Origin of the sequence: Alcaligenes sp. HNGD-HTN06 (genome assembly GCF_049932565.1) — a bacterium.
Lineage (GTDB): Bacteria > Pseudomonadota > Gammaproteobacteria > Burkholderiales > Burkholderiaceae_B > Alcaligenes > Alcaligenes ammonioxydans.
The window spans coordinates 469064-487159 of the sequence record NZ_CP187782.1 but is presented as its reverse complement, the minus strand read 5'-3'; the positions used below and the strand labels follow the sequence as shown (position 1 = coordinate 487159).

At 57.9% G+C, this 18096-nt stretch carries 20 protein-coding genes; 8 read left to right on the top strand and 12 right to left on the bottom strand.

From position 1 onward, the window contains the following. Positions 1 to 63: 63 nt before the first annotated feature. Complete coding sequence (locus tag ACOZ42_RS02235; RefSeq protein ID WP_426345505.1) at positions 64 to 918, top strand: cupin domain-containing protein; 855 nt, start codon at positions 64 to 66, stop codon at positions 916 to 918. Here the strand turns inward: ACOZ42_RS02235 and ACOZ42_RS02230 are convergent. Continuing rightward, positions 910 to 1803 carry a LysR substrate-binding domain-containing protein gene (locus ACOZ42_RS02230; protein ID WP_003803971.1) on the bottom strand — a complete coding sequence of 298 codons (894 nt, stop codon included), beginning with the start codon at positions 1801 to 1803 and terminating at the stop codon, positions 910 to 912. The genes ACOZ42_RS02235 and ACOZ42_RS02230 overlap by 9 nt on opposite strands. Positions 1804 to 1959: 156 nt before the next feature. Here ACOZ42_RS02230 and ACOZ42_RS02225 point away from each other — a divergent pair, with 156 nt between their 5' ends. The 7 genes from ACOZ42_RS02225 to ACOZ42_RS02195 all read left to right on the top strand — a co-directional run bounded on the left by ACOZ42_RS02225 (position 1960) and on the right by ACOZ42_RS02195 (position 9384). Continuing rightward, entirely contained in the window at positions 1960 to 2952 is a 993-nt protein-coding gene (locus ACOZ42_RS02225) for a Bug family tripartite tricarboxylate transporter substrate binding protein (protein ID WP_003803973.1), read from the top strand. Between the two features lie 15 nt (positions 2953 to 2967). Continuing rightward, positions 2968 to 4143, top strand: coding sequence for an amidase (locus ACOZ42_RS02220; RefSeq protein WP_426345504.1), 1176 nt, complete (start codon positions 2968 to 2970; stop codon positions 4141 to 4143). 262 nt (positions 4144 to 4405) lie between these two features. After that, a complete protein-coding gene (locus tag ACOZ42_RS02215) occupies positions 4406 to 5719 on the top strand; it encodes a ferredoxin reductase family protein (protein WP_426345503.1) in 1314 nt (437 codons plus the stop codon). A gap of 78 nt (positions 5720 to 5797) precedes the next feature. Next, positions 5798 to 6178 carry an RNA-binding S4 domain-containing protein gene (locus ACOZ42_RS02210; protein ID WP_003803980.1) on the top strand — a complete coding sequence of 127 codons (381 nt, stop codon included), beginning with the start codon at positions 5798 to 5800 and terminating at the stop codon, positions 6176 to 6178. 300 nt (positions 6179 to 6478) lie between these two features. After that, the gene (locus ACOZ42_RS02205) at positions 6479 to 7633 is read left to right on the top strand and encodes a mandelate racemase/muconate lactonizing enzyme family protein (RefSeq protein ID WP_131071254.1); all 1155 of its coding nucleotides are present in this window, start codon (positions 6479 to 6481) and stop codon (positions 7631 to 7633) included. 30 nt (positions 7634 to 7663) lie between these two features. Further along, on the top strand, positions 7664 to 8638 hold the full coding sequence (locus ACOZ42_RS02200; protein ID WP_003803983.1) for a Bug family tripartite tricarboxylate transporter substrate binding protein: 975 nt from the start codon (positions 7664 to 7666) through the stop codon (positions 8636 to 8638). 104 nt (positions 8639 to 8742) lie between these two features. Continuing rightward, complete coding sequence (locus ACOZ42_RS02195; RefSeq protein ID WP_039943889.1) at positions 8743 to 9384, top strand: HD domain-containing protein; 642 nt, start codon at positions 8743 to 8745, stop codon at positions 9382 to 9384. A 24-nt stretch (positions 9385 to 9408) separates the two neighbouring features. Here the strand turns inward: ACOZ42_RS02195 and ACOZ42_RS02190 are convergent, their stop codons facing one another. The 11 genes from ACOZ42_RS02190 to ACOZ42_RS02140 form a co-directional block, all read right to left on the bottom strand. Next, entirely contained in the window at positions 9409 to 9783 is a 375-nt protein-coding gene (locus tag ACOZ42_RS02190; RefSeq protein WP_003803988.1) for a nucleotide pyrophosphohydrolase, read from the bottom strand. A 71-nt stretch (positions 9784 to 9854) separates the two neighbouring features. Then, positions 9855 to 10316 (bottom strand): YaiI/YqxD family protein, encoded by a 462-nt coding sequence (locus ACOZ42_RS02185; RefSeq protein ID WP_003803990.1) that lies wholly within the window; start codon positions 10314 to 10316, stop codon positions 9855 to 9857. Positions 10317 to 10319: 3 nt separating this feature from the next. Beyond that, a complete protein-coding gene (locus ACOZ42_RS02180; RefSeq protein WP_003803991.1) occupies positions 10320 to 10586 on the bottom strand; it encodes a hypothetical protein in 267 nt (88 codons plus the stop codon). A gap of 311 nt (positions 10587 to 10897) precedes the next feature. Further along, positions 10898 to 11179, bottom strand: a complete 282-nt coding sequence (locus ACOZ42_RS02175; protein WP_003803993.1) for a peptidylprolyl isomerase — start codon at positions 11177 to 11179, stop codon at positions 10898 to 10900. A 100-nt stretch (positions 11180 to 11279) separates the two neighbouring features. Beyond that, positions 11280 to 11981 (bottom strand): TerC family protein, encoded by a 702-nt coding sequence (locus ACOZ42_RS02170; RefSeq protein WP_059318540.1) that lies wholly within the window; start codon positions 11979 to 11981, stop codon positions 11280 to 11282. A 382-nt stretch (positions 11982 to 12363) separates the two neighbouring features. Continuing rightward, positions 12364 to 13173 carry a phosphodiesterase gene (locus ACOZ42_RS02165; protein WP_426345502.1) on the bottom strand — a complete coding sequence of 270 codons (810 nt, stop codon included), beginning with the start codon at positions 13171 to 13173 and terminating at the stop codon, positions 12364 to 12366. Positions 13174 to 13182: 9 nt separating this feature from the next. Next, positions 13183 to 14025, bottom strand: a complete 843-nt coding sequence (locus ACOZ42_RS02160) for a carbohydrate ABC transporter permease (RefSeq protein ID WP_059318538.1) — start codon at positions 14023 to 14025, stop codon at positions 13183 to 13185. Further along, positions 14025 to 14915 (bottom strand): carbohydrate ABC transporter permease, encoded by an 891-nt coding sequence (locus ACOZ42_RS02155; protein WP_003804001.1) that lies wholly within the window; start codon positions 14913 to 14915, stop codon positions 14025 to 14027. Before ACOZ42_RS02155 ends, ACOZ42_RS02160 begins: the two co-directional genes overlap by 1 nt. Before the next feature lie 12 nt (positions 14916 to 14927). Then, positions 14928 to 16190, bottom strand: a complete 1263-nt coding sequence (locus ACOZ42_RS02150; RefSeq protein ID WP_003804003.1) for an ABC transporter substrate-binding protein — start codon at positions 16188 to 16190, stop codon at positions 14928 to 14930. 19 nt (positions 16191 to 16209) lie between these two features. Then, positions 16210 to 17304 carry an ABC transporter ATP-binding protein gene (locus tag ACOZ42_RS02145; protein ID WP_426345501.1) on the bottom strand — a complete coding sequence of 365 codons (1095 nt, stop codon included), beginning with the start codon at positions 17302 to 17304 and terminating at the stop codon, positions 16210 to 16212. After that, positions 17301 to 18071, bottom strand: coding sequence for a DeoR/GlpR family DNA-binding transcription regulator (locus ACOZ42_RS02140; protein WP_003804007.1), 771 nt, complete (start codon positions 18069 to 18071; stop codon positions 17301 to 17303). Before ACOZ42_RS02140 ends, ACOZ42_RS02145 begins: the two co-directional genes overlap by 4 nt. Between the last annotated feature and the right edge of the window lie 25 nt (positions 18072 to 18096).

Genomic DNA, 18096 nt, shown 5'->3' with positions numbered 1-18096 from the left:
TCAAGATCATTGGATAAGATTAGTCCCGACAACTTATCTTTTCATCCAAAAAGGGATGATTTCATGAATCTGGATCGCCTCTCTCTTTTGCTGGAACAATTCCGTGTCCGGGCCCATTTGTTTTACAACGGCTCCTTATGCGGCATGACCCGCTTTGCGGCTCAGCCCGGGCGGGCCTTTTTGCACATCCTCAGACGGGGTCAGCTGGGGGTGCGTCACGATCCGCGCGATCCAGTGCCGGAAATCCTGACGATTGATCGTCCCAGCCTGCTGTTCTATCCACGTCCGCTGGACCATACTTTCTACGATATGCCCGAGGAGGGCTCGGACTTTACCTGCGCCACCCTGGATTTTGACGGTGGTGAACATCACCCGCTGGCCCGGTCGCTGCCGGACCTGATCATTGTTCCCCTGGAAGAGGCGGCAGGTCTGGAGCAAGCATTGAGCCTGTTATTTGCAGAAACAGAAGCAGTACGTTGCGGCCATCGTTTGCTGGCCGATCGTCTGTTTGAAATCGTGCTCTTGCAACTGCTGCGCTGGTTGTTTGACCATCCCGACCGCTGCGATATTCCCGTGGGCCTGTTCCGGGGGCTGTCCCATCCTCCCGTCGCCCGCGCCTTGCTGGCCATCCAGGCCGACCCGGGACGAGACTGGACTGTGCAATCGCTGGCTGAACAAGCCAAGCTCTCGCGCAGCGCGTTTGCCGTCCAGTTCAAGCAGTGGGTGGGTGACACGCCGGCCGACTATCTGGCCCAATGGCGTCTGTCGCTGGCCTGCCAGCGCTTGACCCAGGGCCAGTCCGCCAAACGCATCGCACTGGATCTGGGCTACGCCAATCCCTCGGCCCTGTCACGCCTGTTTCGACAGCGCACCGGTCAATCCATGCGCCAATGGCTGGCTGCCCGCCAGTCAGACTGAACGATCCTGTTCCAGCACCGCCAGAAAATTCTGGAGCGCGGGATTGGTATTGTCGGAAATGTAGGCGCTCATCAGCTCGGCCGCAATATCGGCAGCATCGAGCAAGGGCAGATACACCAGCGTATCCGTGCGCAGCCGAGCCAGGGAGGCCGGCACGATAGCCGGTGCGATCCCCGCCTCCACCATAATCAACACCGTGGGCACCATGCTCTCCTGGACAAAGCGCGGCAGGCAGCCCGAACGCTGCAGCAAACGTTGTTGAAGCAGATGGAAGTAGCGCGATTGCTGACGTGAATAGGCCACCATTTCGTAAGAAAACGCCTGATGTAGCGTCAGCCCCTGGCTATGTTCCTGCGCACGGGGATCATCGCGTCTGAGCACGAACATCATGGGTTCGGACTCCACCAATTGCGGATTCAGATCGGGCACCGCAAAAGAGGGGCGGATCAACGCCACATCCACCCGGCGCTCATACAAGGCGGCAGGCATGTCACTGGAGTTCATCTCGTAAACCTGCATATCCACCTGCGGGAAGTCCTGACGAAACCGGTACAAATGCCGTGATACGCCCGCATAGGCACTGCTGGGCGTCAGGGCGATACGCAACATACCGGTTTCCCCGCGGTGAACCTGCTGCACCGCTTGCAAAGTCTGCTCCATCTCATTGCCGATAAGGCGCAGGCGGCGCTGCAGCTCCGCGCCGGCCGCAGTCAGTTGCACCGTGCGCGTCGTGCGGATGAACAAGGTGGCCCCGACCTGCTCCTCCAGCCTGCGTATGGCCTGACTCAAGGGAGGCTGGGTCATGAACAGACGCTGTGCCGCACGACCAAAGTGCAACTCTTCGGCCAGAACCAAAAACATTTCACTTAATTTGGAGTCCAGCATATGCCCACCAATTAGGTTTTTAAAAAGATTAATAATGACTATTTTTAATATTAGACAACATAATAAGCTCTCTCTACTATCCGTTCTGACTTCTATCAAAAAAACAGGGCCATACTGCACGCCACGGCGAATCTTGGCCCATTGCAGGAGATGAACATGACGGTATTCAAGCATCGTGCCTCATTGCTGGGCGGCCTACTCACACTGACTTTGCTGGGTTCCGGCTCGGCACTGGCCGACGCCCCCTACCCTTCGCAAGCCATTACTTTTGTTGTGCCTTATGCGGCCGGCGGCAGCTCGGACACCCGTTCGCGGATGCTGGCTCAGAAAATGAGCGACAGTCTGGGCGTGACGATTGTGGTGGAGAACAAGCCTGGCGCCAGCGGCAATATCGGCACCAGCATGATTGCCCGTGCCAAGCCCAACGGGTACACCATCGGTCTGGGCAACTTTGGTCCAATGTCCGTGAACAAAGCCCTGTACGGCAGCAACCTGCCCTTTGATCCCGAACAGGATCTGCAGCCCATCGCCCTGATTGAGCGTGGCGCCATGGCTTTGGGTGTAAACAGCAACTCGCCCTACCAGTCGTTGGCCGACCTGGTGAACGACGGCAAGAAGAACCCACAAAAACTGGACTATGCCTCGACCGGAGCGGGCGGCGCCTCGCACCTGCTGACCGAGCAGTTCAAAGCCACGTCGGGTTTTGACGCGGTACACGTTCCTTACCGCGGTGGCGCACCGGCATCCAACGATCTGCTGGCCGGCAATATCTCCTTCTACCTGGAATTGGCCAGCTTGTTCTTGCCGCACATGCAAATCGACAATCCACGTTTGCGCATTCTGGGTGTGACCTCTGAAGAGCGTGTCAAGGCCATGCCTGATGTTCCCACCTTCAAAGAGCAAGGCGTGGATCTGGTCGCCTCCAACTGGTTTGGCGTGATTGCTCCCGCAGGCATTCCAGCCGATGTGCTGGAAAAACTGAATAAAGCCGTCAACGATGCACTGCAAGACCCCGAGTACCGCAAGATTGTGGAATCCCAGGGCGCAGAAGTGGTGGGCGGCACGCCTGCAGAGTTCTCTGCTTTCATCAAGGAAGAAGCAAAGCGCTGGACGGCACTGATCAAGGCACAAAACATCTCGATTCAGTAATTGCTACTCTGCGCTATGACTGCCCATCCCTCTCCTCTCGCTGTGCAGGACCAGTCCATTCAGGCCTGGTCCTGGCTGGCGGACCCGCTTACCTGTATCAGCACCCACCCCGAGGGCCCCTTGGCGGGCCTGAGCTTCGGCGTCAAGGACGTGCTGGATGTGCAAGGCATGCCCACGCGTTACGGGGCCCATTTCCCCGACGCGCGGCCCGCGCAGCATGATGCGGCCTGTGTGGCCGTGCTGCGCCGGGCCGGTGCCATTCCAGTCGGCAAGACCGTGACGGCAGAGTTTGCCTATGCGGCGCCCGGCCCGACCCGTAACCCGCTGAATCTGGAGCACACTCCCGGTGGCTCCTCCAGTGGGTCTGCGGCTGCCGTGGCCGCGGGCATGGTCGATTTCGCTTTGGGAACCCAAACGGGCGGCTCCATGATGCGCCCTGCTGCCTTTACCGGCATTGTCGGCTTCAAACCTAGTTTTGGTGCCATTCATCGCAGCGGTCTTTTCCTGCTATGCGACAGTCTGGACACCATCGGCTACTTCAGCCGCGACTTGTCCGTATTGCGCCGTGTGGCGACGGTTCTGCAAGGTTTGCCCGATGTTAAGGTGCCCACCTGTCCCCGCATCGGCGTGCTGGATGGCAAAGATCTGGGCCCAATTACCCCCGCTGCCCTTGCTGCTCTGGAGCAAGGTTGCCTGCACCTGGAACAACAAGGTGCCCAACTGGAGCGTCTGCCCGCGGACCCGCAACTGAAAGAGCTGCTGATCCTGCAAGGCCAGATCATGGCTTACGAAATGGCCCGCAGCCTGCTGCCCGTCTGGCAAGCCAGCCCCAATGCCTTGCGACCCATTACCGTGCAAGCGATCAAGCAAGGCCTGGAATTGCCCCCGGCGGACTACCACGCCTGGCAGGCACGCCGTCGCCAGCTCCAGACAGAATGGCAGGACCGATATGCTCATTTCGATGCCTTGCTAACTCCGGCGGCCCCTGGCCCCGCGCCCTATGGGCTGGACAGCACAGGCTCCTCGATTCTGAACCGCCCGTGGTCCTTGTTAGGCTGGCCGACCTTAAGCCTGCCCGCGCCCGCTCAGGACTCCCCGCTGCCCCTGGGACTGCAACTGATCGGACAAGCCCATCAGGACGCGGCCTTGCTGGATCTGGCCGTACTGCTCAGTCCTGAACAGGCCCACTGAAAAACGCCCTGCCAGGCGGTGTCCCTCCGAAACCACCCCAGGCAGGGTCAACACGATAAACAGCAACCAGAATCATTAACAAATACTTTAAATAACAACTATTTAGGGGTATTTTGAGTTTTCTCAATTCACGCCTGAATACAACCCCCCCAGACCGCCACGCTACGTACTAAGATGGGCAGATGTCCCCGGTGCGCTGCGTCGGTACTTTTGCATGGTGCGACTTGCCAGCTCCCGGCCCACCCATCATTCGGAAAAGGCCATGCGTCGCCCTCTATTTCTGCTGCTCTCCACCTTCTTTCTGATCTGGGCTGTACAAGCCTTGTGGCTCTCTCCCTCGCCCCCAGGCGACACGCTGTGGGTAATCCGGCAGGAAGGCATGCTGCTCACCGGCATTCTGGCGCTGGGCACCATGACGGCCATTATGGTCCTGGCCTTACGCCCCCGTCGCCTGGAACCGTGGCTCGGTGGCATGGACAAAGCCTACAAGCTACACAAGTATCTGGGCATCCTGGCGATTTTGCTCAGCCTGGCGCATTGGCTAAGCAAACAATCCAAAGACCTGATCGCCGCCGCCATCGGCACCAGCGGCAAATTGGCCAAAGTGCCCGTCCCCGAATGGGTCAGCCTCTTCAAGCCCTATGCCAAGACGCTGGGGGAATGGACGTTCTACGCGCTGATTGTGATGTTGATCATTACCCTGGCGCACCGCACGATTTCCTATAAAAAATGGTACAGCCTGCATCGGCTAATGCCGGTTGCCTATCTGATTCTGGTCTTTCATGGCGTAGTCTTGACCCCACCTGCCTACTGGAGCGGGATAGGTGGCTGGCTGCTGGCCGTCAGCCTGGTGATCGGAACAGTAGCCGCCAGCATTCAGCTGTTACGCAATCTCAGTTCGGCTTACCCGCACACCGGTACCGTCATTTCCTGTACCCCGCAAGGCGATGTCCTAGAAGTGCAATGCCGCATGGATCAATCCTGGCCGGGTCATCAGGCGGGCCAGTTTGCCTTCCTGCGTTTGAAAGGCGAAACCGAGTCTCACCCCTTCACCCTGTCCGACGCGGATCAGGATGACCAGATTGTGCGTTTTCACATCAAGCAACTGGGCGACTGGACGCGCCGCCTGCCAGAGCGCCTGCATATCGGACAGAACATCGAGCTGGATGGCCCGTATGGCCGTTTCACTCAACCGGGCCGCGACGACAAGGGGGTTTATATCTGGGTCGGCGCAGGAGTGGGAGCGACCCCCTTTCTGTCCTGGCTAAGCCAGGAGCATGAGGAGGGCCATGCTCCTTACGCCTATCTGCAATATGCCTGTCAGCACAGTTCCGACCCACTCGCCCAGGCCTTGAGCAACGCCGCCAAAGAGCACCCGGATGTCAAGCTGGATATTTATGCCGATGGCCGCCGCTGGAGTCCCCAAGAGGTGGTGCAGCACTATCAGGCGGGCAGACCATTACATATCTGGTTCTGTGGCCCTGCCGGGATGGGCAAGCAGCTGCAGCGGGAGCTCAAGCGTGCCTTGCCCGCTAAGTCCTGGACCTTGCATAAGGAACACTTTCAGTTCCGCTAGAACCGGGCTGGCCACCAGCAAGCTCGTCACACCGGGTTCCGCCTTTCACGGGGGCCCGGCCTGGATTTACAATACGGCATGGACAAATTACGACTGGACAAATGGCTCTGGGCGGCGCGCTTTTACAAAACGCGCAGCCTGGCCAGTGAAGAGATCACTAAAGGACGGGTTTTGCTCAATCAGCAAAGCACCAAGCCGGCCCGCGAGGTATCGGTAGGGGATCTGATTACCCTGCGCAAGGAAACGCCAGCCATGGAAGTTCACGTTCAAGCCTTGAGTGGGGTACGTGGCCCCGCTCCCGTGGCGCGCACTCTCTATCAAGAAACCGAGCAAAGCAGTGCACGACGCGCGCAGGCCGCGGAACAGCGCCGTCTGGCGCCTGAGCCTGCCCTGGATTTTGACGCGGGACGCCCGACTAAAAAAGATCGTCGTCAGATGCAGCTACTGCGCGGTAAATAAGCCACTCACTGCTCATACATCCCGAGAGTTCACCGGCCCTGCCAGGCCTTGCCTGGCAGGGCCTTTTGCATGCACAAGGGCCAAGAGCGCCTAGCGGCGTACATCACCACTCTCCTGCATCTTTTTCCCGCCGCATGCGCCGCTCTTCGCCCCTGAACCCGCCCTTTTGATATATCAGAAATGGCTTTTATATATCAATAAAATCAAGGGTTTACACCATTGCCCACCTACTCTCCAAAACGCTATAAACCTAAAACAATTACATGCAAACGCATTTAAAAAATGTGAGGAGAACGGAGAATGAGAATCACGGCAGTACGCGCAATTCCCTTGAACGTACCTTTTCAGTTCCATAGCGCGGGCATCAAAAAACCCAGCAATCTGGCCATCTGTCATGTGGAAATCGAAACGGATGAAGGCATTACCGGTTATGGCCTGAGTGCCATTACCGAAGAGCACCCCGTGGCCAGCACCATCAACGACATCCTGGCCAGTGATTTGGTCGGACAAGACCCCTTGAACACGGAGCGTCTGTGGGATCGCATGTACTGGAACGTATGCCCTCGCGGCCAGACCGGCTATGCCATGCATGCGATCTCAGCATTGGACATTGCCTTGTGGGATATCAAGGGCAAGGCCCTGGGTTTGCCTGTCTGGAAACTGCTGGGCGGCGCCCGTGAGAAAGTGCCCGCTTATGCCACGTTTGGCTTTGCCTTCCTGAACGAGGAGGAACTGGTCAAGGTCGCCCAGGACTGCGTCAACCAAGGCTTCAAAGGCTTGAAGATGGTCGTGGGCCATCACGGCCTGCAACGCCGAGATGAACCACGCCCCTTAGCCGAGCTGATTCGTCAGGACATGCGCCGCATGAGCCTGGTACGAGAATCCATTCCTGCCGAGATGCCCTTGTATATCGATGGCAACTGTAGTCTGGACTATGTGCACGCCAAGACCATTGCGCGCCACGCCCGTGACCTGGATGTAGGTTTCTTTGAAGAACCCATCACACAAAATGACACCGGGCGTATGCGTGAACTGCGCCAGAGCACGGGCATCACTGTGGCGGCCGGCCAGAACGAAGGCCAGGCCTATCGGTTCCGCGATCTGCTGATGCAGCAGGCGGTGGACATTGTGCAGCCTAACGTACTGATATCCGGCGGTTTTACCCAGTCCCGCAAGATCTTTGCCCTGGCTGAAAGCTTTAATGCTTCGGTAGCCAATGGCGGGGCATTCCCCTCCCACAACGGTCACTTGCACTGCGGCTTGCTCAATGGCGGTGATGTGGAATGGCATCTGGCCGCCAGCGCCATGATGGCCGAGATCTACACCGGCCTGCCCCAGCCCGAACAAGGCTGGCTACACATGCCAGACGCCCCCGGGCTGGGTCTGAGTCCCCGGCAAGATCAGATCGACAAGCTGCGCAGCAACCCTGGCAGCCTGGGCTCCGGCAAAGGCTGAAACCACCGACTACCGAGGAGGTAAAAAAACATGAAACCCTGGTCCCGTGTTGTACTTGCCCTCAGTTTTATCGTCGCTGCCGCACCCCAAAGCTGGGCAGCTCCCCCCGCCTGGGCCGAGCGCCCGGTGCGCTTGATCGTCCCTTCTGCCGCAGGTGGTTCGGGCGACACCCTGGCTCGTCCTCTGGCCGAAGCACTGGGTAATGAAATCGGTCAAACCGTTGTCGTAGAAAATAAAGGTGGTGTCGGTGGTGTGCTGGGTGCCAGCATGGTCGCCAACTCCAGCCCCGCAGACAATCAGCTCTTGTTTGGTGCCGTGCATCACATGATTGCGCCTGCCGTGTTGAAGAACTTCCCCTACGACACCCGCAAAGACTTGAAAGCGGTCACCTTGATTGCTGCCATGCCCAACGTGCTGGTGGTCAATGCCAACTCGCCCTACAAGAGCGTGGATGACCTCTTGGCTGCGGCCAAGCAAGGCGCAGGCGTGAACTATGGCACGAGCGGCGTGGCCACGATGCTGCATTTGATGGCGGGCAAGCTGGAGAAACGCTCTGGCACCACCATGACTGCCGTGCATTACAAAGGCAGCGGCCCGGCCGTCATGGCGCTGATCAGTGGCGATCAGGTGGACTTCATGTTCGAGACCATGCCTTCGGCTGTCGCACAGATCCGCAATGGCCGCTTGCGCGCTCTGGCCGTCTCCAGCCCGGAGCGCGCGGCTGCCCTGCCTGATGTGCCGACGCTCAAAGAACTGGGTATGGATGAGATCACCGCCCAGACCTGGTATGGCATCTTCATGCAGGGTGACGTGCCTGATGCCACGGTACAAGCCGTCGCGGACAGCATTCATCGAGCCTTGGACACTGAGAAGATCAAGGAGATCTGGCAAGGCAACGGGGCCACCCTGCTTACCAATAGCCCTGCCGAGTTCACACAATATGTGGATCAGGAACTGAACTATTGGGCCGATGCTGTCAGTGATCTGGGCCTGAGCGACTTTTAAATCGCTGGACTCAGGCCAGAAAGGAGCTGCCTGGTGCAGCTCCTTTTCTTTGTCCTGGACTGCTTCGCGGTATGCTGTGTGCCTGACGATTGCAGACCATGACCATGACCCGTCCTTTTCATCCCTTTGAGGCGCTTGCCACTCAACTCCTGCCCCATAGCAGCACCAGCCATAACGATGGCTCTCACGACCAGTCACACCTGCAGCGTGTCTGGAAGAATGTCTGTGCGATTCAGGAAAAAGAAGGTGGGGATCTGCGGATTTTGCTGGCAGCAACGGTGCTGCACGACTGCGTTGCGGTAGAAAAGAACTCGCCGCTGCGTTCGCGCGCTTCCACCCTGTCAGCGGAACAGGCACAACACATTCTGGCCAAGATAGGCTGGTCCGGGCAGGACTGCGAGGCCGTGGGCAAGGTTATCCAAAGCCACAGCTTTTCAGCCAACATTAGGCCGGTCAGCCTGGAGGCCCGCATTTTGCAGGACGCCGACCGGCTGGATGCCATTGGTGCCTTAGGGATAGCTCGCTGCTTCTATACCGCCGGGCGCATGGGCTCGGGCCTGTATGATCCCTGCGACCCGCAGGCACAACACCGCCCCCTGGATGACAAGCGCTACGCGCTGGACCACTTTGCGGCCAAGCTGTTGAAACTGGCTGAGGGCTTTCAGACTAAACGAGGACAGGAAATCGCCCGCGAAAGACACGAGCGGATGGAGCAGTTTGTGCAGGATCTGCTGAGGGAGCTGTAAGGCAGCGCGTTTGCCGCGACGTTCTTACAGTTCCGTATATTTCTTGTTCGTCCCGCGCACCTTGTCGGCGGGATACTTCTGCGCATTTTTCGCCAGTTTGCAGGCGACCGCGTCGTTCATGTCCACGCCCAACACGAACGCCAGACGGCTCAAATAGATCTGCACATCCGCCAGTTCGTCACGCACGGCTTCGGCAGTTTTCGGGTCCCTAGCCACCTCGTGCGATTGCGCTTCTGTCAGCCATTGGAAAATTTCGATCAGTTCGCCCACTTCATTGGTCAAGGCCATGGCCAGGTTTTTAGGGCTGTGAAACTGGTCCCACTCACGCTCGCGCGCAAACTGGGCGACGGCCTCATTCAGACCGGATAAATTCATCAAAGGACGGTTTGAGTCTGTCATTGCGTACTTCACTTAAAAAAATTCAATCCGACCACAGACTCACACAAAGGTGGCCGCCAAGGCAAGTCTGCTCATCGTCGGGCTGCGCTATTCAGACTCATCATCAGACGATCCAGCGCATTGGCAAACTCGCGCCGGTCAGCCTGGCTGAAGGGCGCCGGACCGCCTATGTCCACGCCGGTGCTGCGCAGCTCTTCCATCATGTCGCGCATGGCCAGACGCTCGCCTATGCTATTGACATCCAAACGCTCACCTCTGGGGGTCAGGACCAGAGCCCGACGCTCCAGAACCTGCGCCGCTAACGGGATATCGGCGGTAATCACCAGATCTCCCACACTGGCGTGCTGAACAATATAGTCATCCGCCACATCAAAGCCACGCGCCACCTGCACGGCCCGCAGCCAGGGTGAAGGGGGAGTGCGCAGCATCTGGTTGGCCACCAGGATCACATGGCGACTCCAGCGCTGCCCGGCGCGATACAAAATTTCTTTGATGACGACCGGACAAGCGTCTGCATCTACCCAGATCTGCATAAATTACAGGTCCAAGGCTTGGGCCAGTAGGCGATCAATGACCTCATTGGTCGAGACACCCTGCTCGGTAGCGCGAGCGCGCACGGCATCAATAACAGGCTGCGTCAGCTTAACGGGAAAGGACACCAGGCCAGCAGCCTGATCCAGACGACGTTGTTCGCGCCGGTCGGCCACGGCGGAATCAGCTGCAAAGCGTTGTGGCGTGCCCGCCTTTTTTACATTTCCCAGCAATTTGACGGCGCTGAGTTTTTCCATATCGGTGCGTTTCATGGGATTTCTTTATAAGAATGGGCTGAATTGCTCGAAACAAGCGAGCAAGGCGTGGGCAAGGCCCCACGAGCCGGCATGGCTGGCATACTGCGCAGCTTGTGGATAAATGTCCAGACTTTTTATGTATATGTCTGGCAAATACCAGCATGAAGCCACTCCAGAGCCAGGCCTATTGAACAAGAGCCTACTGACATCGCCGTCGCGAAAAGACGGGATTGCGCTTGCCAAAACAGTTCAAGCCCTGCCCAGCATACACAGGCGCAGCAGGCGCAAAAAAACCCGCCGAAGCGGGTTTTTCTGGCCTGATCGTATCAGTCCTGACGTGCAGTCACTTCTACCAGATGGTAGCCAAACTGGGTCTTGACGGGGCCTTGCACAACGCCCACGGGGGCGCTGAACACAACCTGATCGAACTCGGGCACCATTTGGCCACGACCAAAAGTTCCCAGCTCACCGCCCATGCGGGCCGATGGGCAGCTGGAATTGTCCTTGGCCACCTGAGCGAAGTCAGAACCACCTTCGATAGCGGCTTTCAGTTCATTCGCTTTCTCTTCGGTGCTGACCAGAATGTGGCGTGCGGAGGCTTGTGCCATGGTGTACTCCTTTTTTAGAAAATCGTTTGAGCTTAACCCAGAACCATGCCGGAAGCGAAGTCTCCGGCATGGCTTTATACGGGCTGTTTCAATTTCAGACTCAGGCAGCCTGCTTGCGCTTGTAGGCCGCAATACCGTGACCCAACGCGACAATCAGCAAGGCACCAGCCACTTCCGCAGCCAGCTTGATGGTGGTGCTAGGCTCGCCGAAGTACTCGATGTATTTAACGTCCGTCACCAGCATGCCGCCAGCAATCCAGCCCAGCAACGCGGCGCCCAGCGTTACCACAATGGGGAAACGGTCGATCAGCTTCAGAACCAGTGTGCTGCCCCAGATAATGATGGGCACGCTCACCACCAGACCAAAGACCACCAGACCAATCTGATGATCCGGGTCAGCCGTCTGAGCGGCACCCGCAATCGCGATCACGTTATCCAGACTCATCACAAAGTCCGCGATAATAATGGTCTTGATGGCCTTCCACAAGGTTGCCCCCCCTTCCACATTGCCGTGACCATCTTCCTCGGGGATCAGCAGCTTGACGCCAATCCAGACCAGCAACAAGGCACCCACCACTTTCAAGAATGGAACGGACAGCAAGGTCAGAGCAAACGCGATCAGGACAACGCGCAGACCAATCGCCCCTGCCGTTCCCCACAAAATACCTTTTACGCGCTGCTGTGCAGGCAAGTTGCGACATGCCAGGGCAATCACCACAGCATTATCGCCCCCCAGCAATATATCGATCAGGATGATCTGAAATACCGCCGCCCAACTCATTGTCTGCAAAAATTCAATCATTTATAAGACCGCCTTTTCATATTGTTTAATTGAAACCCGACGACCATCTTGCATGACTGTACAACGAGAAAATGACCGCTGTTGTACAAAACAAAAATGGCCTGATCCATTAAGGACACAGGCCATCTTTTTTGAGGATGCACCTTGCCCATGAATGGCAAGGTCTCGCTTGCAACCCTAAGGCTGCCCGGGCACCGGGAATCGGTGAAAAACACAAATTGCCGTGATGACGATGCGCCGGAAAGTAAGCTACTCCCCCTGATAGTTCGCAAGTATAGCGATCTTGTGGCAAACAACAAAGCGTTTCGCCGAACATGGCGGTTTTTCAGTACACGTTCGAAGACCGCGTTGCATGCCAACCTCAAAATCGACCGCCCCGCCTTTACAGACACTTCAACGCGTTCAGGTCTCCCGTGTACGGAAAGCGCAGCTCTTCGTAAGCAAAGGGCTGAAAATGCACGGTCAGACCGTCTGCATTGGGCAGGATCACCGCGTAGCTGGCCGGTTCAAAAGTGGACGTTGCCGCTCCCTCGCGCTCCAGATCCAGTTCATGCTGATGGTTGGTGCCACTGACCGTTACAAAGTGCAGACCGTTCCACACGCCGCTGGCACAGCGATGCACATGACCGGAAAACAAATGTACGGGTGCTGGGTGCGCCTTCAACGCAGGCAGTAGCTCCAGGGCATTGCTCAAACGCAGCCAATCCATGGAGGGATACTGCAAGGCGGGCAAAGGATGGTGCGAGAACAGCATCACCGGCCCGTTATGCGAGGCCAGTTCCTGCTGCAACCACTGCAGACGCCGTGCGCACAGATAACCGTTGGTGTAGCTGTCTTCCAAGGTATCCAGATAAATCAGACGCCAATCGCCCCTGGTTTCGGCATATTGCACAAACCCGGGCAAATCGGTCCTGGCGTCTGGAAATACCCGCTGAAACGCACTGCGGCTATCGTGATTGCCCATCAACAAGCGCACGGGCGGAATCAAGTCTTGCAAGCCTTCACGCAGGCGCTCGTACGCGCGTGGGTGACCGGCATGGGTCAGATCGCCCGTCAGCACGCACAGATCCGCATCGGCATGATGGCGATTAATGTGCTGCACACAGTGACGCAAGCGATCCAGAGGGTCCGAACCAAACAACAGGCCATCGGGCGGGGTAATGTGCAAATCCGAAAACTGGATAATCTTCATCAGAATTCCTTAACGAATGCCGGCGCGCAAAAAAGCCTGCATGAACTGCTTTTGAAACAGCAGAAAGCCCAGCAATAGCGGCAGGATCGTCATGATGGTGGCGGCGCTGATCAGGGAAATGCTGACACCACTTTCAGGCGCGCCAAACAGGGACAAGCCCACAGTCAAAGGCCGTGTATGATCCGAGCTGCTGATCACCAATGGCCATAAAAAATTGTTCCAGTGCGTTGACACCGACACCAGGGCATAAGCCAGGTAAACAGGCTTGACCAAGGGTACATACACACGCCACAACACCCCCAGACGGCTACAGCCCTCCAGACGCGCCGCCTCTTCCAGCTCACGCGGCACCTGCTTGAAGGCCTGACGCAGCAGGAATACCCCAAACGCACTGGCCATATAAGGCACACCCATGCCCCATACCGTATCGGTCCAGCCCAGCCAGGCCACCATGCGGTAATTTTCCACAATCAGCACTTCGGGCAAAATGAACAATTGCAACAGCAGCAGCATGAACAGAAACTGGCTGCCAAAGAAACGAAAGCGGGCAAAGGCGTAGGCAGCCAGCGTACACAGAACAAACTGACCGATCAGAATCGTCAGCACCAACGCGGTCGTATTGAAGATGTAGCGCAGCCAGGGCGCACGATCCCAGGCCGCGGCAAAGTTATCAAAGGTCCAACCTGCGCTCCAGTCAAAACGCAAGGCCGCTGACGGGTCACGAAAAGCAGCCCAGCACGCGTAGAGCAAAGGCGCGATCCACAGCAGGGCCAAAACGTGCGCTCCTACCGTATCCAGTGAGGGCAAACGCAGCGGGCGGCTGGGGGCAGTCAAAACAGTGTCCATGTTCATCACTGGTAGTGCACGCGTCGTTCGGCGTAGCGGAATTGAAAAATAGCGACGGCGCCCAGACCCAACAAGAGCACCACCGTCAGTACGGCAGCCGCGGGCGTATCCATGTAAGCAAAAGCCGTTTCCCAGATCCAGTACAACATCAGCTTGGAAGCGTTATTGGGGCCGCCCTTGGTCAGGATAAAGAGGTGGTCAACCAGTTTGACCGAGTTGATCAATGCATTGATCAGAATGAATAAAGTGGTGGGAGCCAGCAAGGGCAGCAGTACACGGCGCCCATATTGCCAGCGGCTTGCGCCTTCCAGACGGGCAGCATCACGCAGTTCGGGCGGGATGGTTTGCAAGGCGGCCAGATAAAAAATCATGAAAAATCCGGCCTCTTTCCAGATGGTCACCACCATGACTGCGCCCAGGGCAGTTTGAGGCTGACCTAACCAATTGGTGGCCCCGGCGCCAAACAGCTTGGCAATCTGATCCAGCAAACCCAGATCCGGCGTGTAAAAAAACAGCCAGAGGTTCGCGGCGGCGATCATGGGCAACATGGTGGGCGTGAAGTAAGCGCAGCGCACCCAGGCACGCATGCTCATGGCCCGGTTGGCCCACAAGGCCATCAGCAAGGCCAGTGCCATGGACACCGGAATCACAATGGCGGCGTACCAAAGATTATTCTTCAGAACCAGCCAGAAAGTCGGGTCAGCCAGCATGGCATCGTAGTTGTCCATGCCCACAAACTGGGCCGGACGACGAGCCGTGCCTTTACTTAACAGGCTGGACCAAAACGTGTGCAGCGCCGGGATAAAGGCAAACACGCTTAGCAGCACAAACAGCGGCGTCAGCAAGAGGTAGGCAAATACCCACTCTTTACGCAGCACACGCAATGGTTCAGCCATTCCTGCACCTGCTTAGTTGAAAGGACGCAGCAAGCGATCCGCGGCGGCCTGGGCCTCATCCAGGGCGGCTTGAGGCGTCTTGGCATTGGTCAGCACGGCCTGCACGGCGTTGGACAACAGTTCACGCACACGCGCTGTTTCGTACGTGGCAAACTCGGGCGAGGCCACGGCCAGTTGATCACGCGCTACCACGGCCTGTGGAAAGGTCTTGGCGTAGTCAAGCAGCGCCTGTGTTTCGTAGGCTGCAGGGCTGACACCCACATAGCCCGTGGCCATGGACCACTTGGCAGCACGCTCGGGGGCCGTCATCCAGCGCACGAAATCCAATGCGGCTTTTTTCTGCTCGTCATTAGCGCCCTTGAACAGGTAGAAGTTGCCACCGCCGGTAGGAGAAGCCGCTTTTTCCTTGGCGGGCAGCATGGCCACGCCAAAGTCGAACTTCGCTTCGTTCTTGACGGCCGTCAGGTTGCCCGTGGTGTGCCACATCATGGCGGTCTTGCCCTGCACGAAGGCCTGGCGCAAGGTACCCCATTCAATCGTGCCCGCGGGGCTGACCTTGTGCTTGTAGGCCAGATCGTGGAAGAACTGCAGCGCTTGCACCGACTTGGGATCATTGAAGTAGACCTGCGTGCCTTCTTCATTCATCAACTGACGGCCGTTTTGCAAGGCCATGGCCTGGAACATCCAGTAGGGATAGCCCGTCGATGGAATCATCAAGCCGTGATGCTTGTCATTAGTCAGTTTCTGGGCAGTTTGCACCAGCTCGTCCCACGTCTTGGGAGCTTGATCGGGGTTCAGACCCGCCTCACGGAACATATCCTTGTTGTAGAACATGACGATGGTCGAACGCTGAAAGGGAATGCCCCAGACCTTGCCCTCCAAGGTGCCGTTAGCCATCAACGCAGGGTAAAAGCTCTTGAGCCAGTCCTGGCTGGGGGCATCCTGAGCCACATCGCTAAAAGCCTCGACCAGGCCCTGCTCCACCAGATCATGCGTATCCAGTGCGCCCAGCACAGAAAGCTGCACCGGCTCGCCCGCACGCAGGGCCGACAAGGCACGCACCCGCGTTTCATCGTAGTTGCCGGAATAGACGGCCTTCACGGTCACTTCCGGGTTCTGGGCCTGATAGTCCTTGATCATTCCATCGACCACCTCGGTCAGCGGACCACCCACGGCAATCGGGTAATACATGGTCAATTCCACCGCGCTGTGGGCACTGGTGCCCAGGCCCATCAATAAAGCGCTGGAAGTGGCAAGCAGACAATTCTTCAACATGAGTAGACTCGCAGTACGTTTAGGGAACAACAGCAAAAGAAGCAGCGGTCAGCGCATCGGCAGACGGTGTCGGCAGGCGAGCGCCGCTGTCCTGATTAAAGTAAAAAGCGTCAGCGGGATGCCAGCTCAGACCACAACGTGTACCCGCCTCGAAACGGTGGCTGTGCGGGGCACGCACGATCAAGGTATGCCCATCATCAAGTCGCACGTACACATAAGCATCTGCCCCCTGAAATTCCTGATGCACCACGGTGGCCGCCACAAACCGCTCGCCCGCCTCGTGCAGGTTCAGGTTTTCGGGGCGCACGCCCACCAGTACACGATGCGGCTGGTCGTACTGCCGACGTGAAGGCCACAGTCCCAGGGGCACTTGGTCACTGTGAATCATCATCATGGGCGGGCTGCCGATGAAACTGGCGGTAAAGACACTCATAGGCTGGCCATACAGGTCCTGGGCACGGCCCTGCTGTTCAATACGTCCGGCATTGAGCAACACCACGTGATCCGCCATCCCCATCGCCTCGGTCTGGTCGTGAGTGACATAGACCACCGTCAATCCCAGACGCTGTTGCAGGGAGCGAATTTCGTGGCGCACGGTGTGACGCAGCTTGGCGTCCAGATTCGACAAGGGCTCGTCCATCAAGCAAATGCGATGCCCTGAGACAATGCTGCGCGCCAGGGCCACCCGCTGTCGCTGCCCTCCCGAGAGCTGGCCGGGTCTGCGCTCTTGCAGCCCTTCCAGATTGGTCAGGGCCAAGGCCTCGCGCAGACGCTCTTGTTGCTGCCGGCGGTCCGCACGGCGCACCTGCAAGCCGAACAAGATGTTGTCGGCCACATTTAAATGGGGAAACAGGGCGTAGGACTGGAACACCATGCTCAAGCCGCGCTTGGCGGGTTCCATATGGGTGGCATCGTGCCCATTAATCAGCAAACGGCCCTGATCGGGCGCTTCCAGCCCGGCAATAATGCGCAGCAAGGTCGATTTGCCACAGCCCGATGGGCCCAGCAAGGCCGTGAATTTTCCTTCCTGAATGGTCAGATCCATCTGCTTGAGCACAGCCTGCTCGCCCCAGGATTTGACTATGCCCTGCAACTCGATCGCGCTGCGGCTCATACCTGCACCTCATCCGCAATCACAAGCTGAACACGCGCAGGAATCTGATCGCGGTAAGGTTCGGGAATGGGCTGATCGCTGACCAGAATATCCACATCGTCCAAGGAGCCGCTGCGCACCGGGGCGCGCCGACCGAACTTGGTATGGTCCAGCACCAGAATCCGCACCCGGCAATTGCCCCGCAGCGCCTTGTGGCAGTCGGACTCGGCCATATCAAAGTCCAGCAAGGCACCATCCGAATCAAAGCCCCCAACCCCGGACACCCCGAAGTCTGCCTTGAAGCTGTTGAACAGCCGTTCGGCACCGGGGCCCAGAATTTCAGGATTGGGTTGTCGCAGCTCGCCCCCCGTCAGCACCACGCGATGGCTCATATTGTGCGACAGGGCCAAGGCGGCACTGATGTTGTTGGTCACCACCGTAAGATCTCGGTGATCTGCCAACGCCAAGGCAACTTGTTCGGGAGTGGTGCCAAAACCCAGCAGCAGGCTGGCACCGGCAGGGATCAGCTTGGCAACGGCTCGACCAATACGGGCCTTGGCTTGCAAGTGGGTAATGCGGCGCGTTTGAAAAGGCGCATTGCGCTCGACCACGTTCAGCTCGGCGCCGCCATGACGACGACGCACCAGATCGGCCTCATACAGGTGGTTCAGGTCGCGCCGTATCGTCTGGGGCGTCACCCCGAAATGCGCGGCCAGGCCATCAACGGACACCGCCCCCTGGGCGGCGAGCAAATCCACAATAATGCTTTGCCTGACGGATAGGTTCATAACACGGCATACAGGTTTCGTTTGA

Bases quoted from the DNA above. Each gene is read 5' to 3' on its own strand.
- ACOZ42_RS02220 (WP_426345504.1), top strand. From the start codon at position 2,968: ATGACTGCCCATCCCTCTCCTCTCGCTGTGCAGGACCAGTCCATTCAG.
- ACOZ42_RS02210 (WP_003803980.1), top strand. From the start codon at position 5,798: ATGGACAAATTACGACTGGACAAATGGCTCTGGGCGGCGCGCTTTTAC.
- ACOZ42_RS02170 (WP_059318540.1), bottom strand. From the start codon at position 11,981: ATGATTGAATTTTTGCAGACAATGAGTTGGGCGGCGGTATTTCAGATC.
- ACOZ42_RS02180 (WP_003803991.1), bottom strand. From the start codon at position 10,586: ATGAAACGCACCGATATGGAAAAACTCAGCGCCGTCAAATTGCTGGGA.
- ACOZ42_RS02150 (WP_003804003.1), bottom strand. From the start codon at position 16,190: ATGTTGAAGAATTGTCTGCTTGCCACTTCCAGCGCTTTATTGATGGGC.
- ACOZ42_RS02215 (WP_426345503.1), top strand. From the start codon at position 4,406: ATGCGTCGCCCTCTATTTCTGCTGCTCTCCACCTTCTTTCTGATCTGG.
- ACOZ42_RS02185 (WP_003803990.1), bottom strand. From the start codon at position 10,316: ATGCAGATCTGGGTAGATGCAGACGCTTGTCCGGTCGTCATCAAAGAA.
- ACOZ42_RS02160 (WP_059318538.1), bottom strand. From the start codon at position 14,025: ATGAACATGGACACTGTTTTGACTGCCCCCAGCCGCCCGCTGCGTTTG.
- ACOZ42_RS02200 (WP_003803983.1), top strand. From the start codon at position 7,664: ATGAAACCCTGGTCCCGTGTTGTACTTGCCCTCAGTTTTATCGTCGCT.
- ACOZ42_RS02195 (WP_039943889.1), top strand. From the start codon at position 8,743: ATGACCCGTCCTTTTCATCCCTTTGAGGCGCTTGCCACTCAACTCCTG.
- ACOZ42_RS02205 (WP_131071254.1), top strand. From the start codon at position 6,479: ATGAGAATCACGGCAGTACGCGCAATTCCCTTGAACGTACCTTTTCAG.
- ACOZ42_RS02235 (WP_426345505.1), top strand. From the start codon at position 64: ATGAATCTGGATCGCCTCTCTCTTTTGCTGGAACAATTCCGTGTCCGG.
- ACOZ42_RS02155 (WP_003804001.1), bottom strand. From the start codon at position 14,915: ATGGCTGAACCATTGCGTGTGCTGCGTAAAGAGTGGGTATTTGCCTAC.
- ACOZ42_RS02230 (WP_003803971.1), bottom strand. From the start codon at position 1,803: ATGCTGGACTCCAAATTAAGTGAAATGTTTTTGGTTCTGGCCGAAGAG.
- ACOZ42_RS02165 (WP_426345502.1), bottom strand. From the start codon at position 13,173: ATGAAGATTATCCAGTTTTCGGATTTGCACATTACCCCGCCCGATGGC.
- ACOZ42_RS02145 (WP_426345501.1), bottom strand. From the start codon at position 17,304: ATGAGCCGCAGCGCGATCGAGTTGCAGGGCATAGTCAAATCCTGGGGC.
- ACOZ42_RS02175 (WP_003803993.1), bottom strand. From the start codon at position 11,179: ATGGCACAAGCCTCCGCACGCCACATTCTGGTCAGCACCGAAGAGAAA.
- ACOZ42_RS02225 (WP_003803973.1), top strand. From the start codon at position 1,960: ATGACGGTATTCAAGCATCGTGCCTCATTGCTGGGCGGCCTACTCACA.
- ACOZ42_RS02140 (WP_003804007.1), bottom strand. From the start codon at position 18,071: ATGAACCTATCCGTCAGGCAAAGCATTATTGTGGATTTGCTCGCCGCC.
- ACOZ42_RS02190 (WP_003803988.1), bottom strand. From the start codon at position 9,783: ATGACAGACTCAAACCGTCCTTTGATGAATTTATCCGGTCTGAATGAG.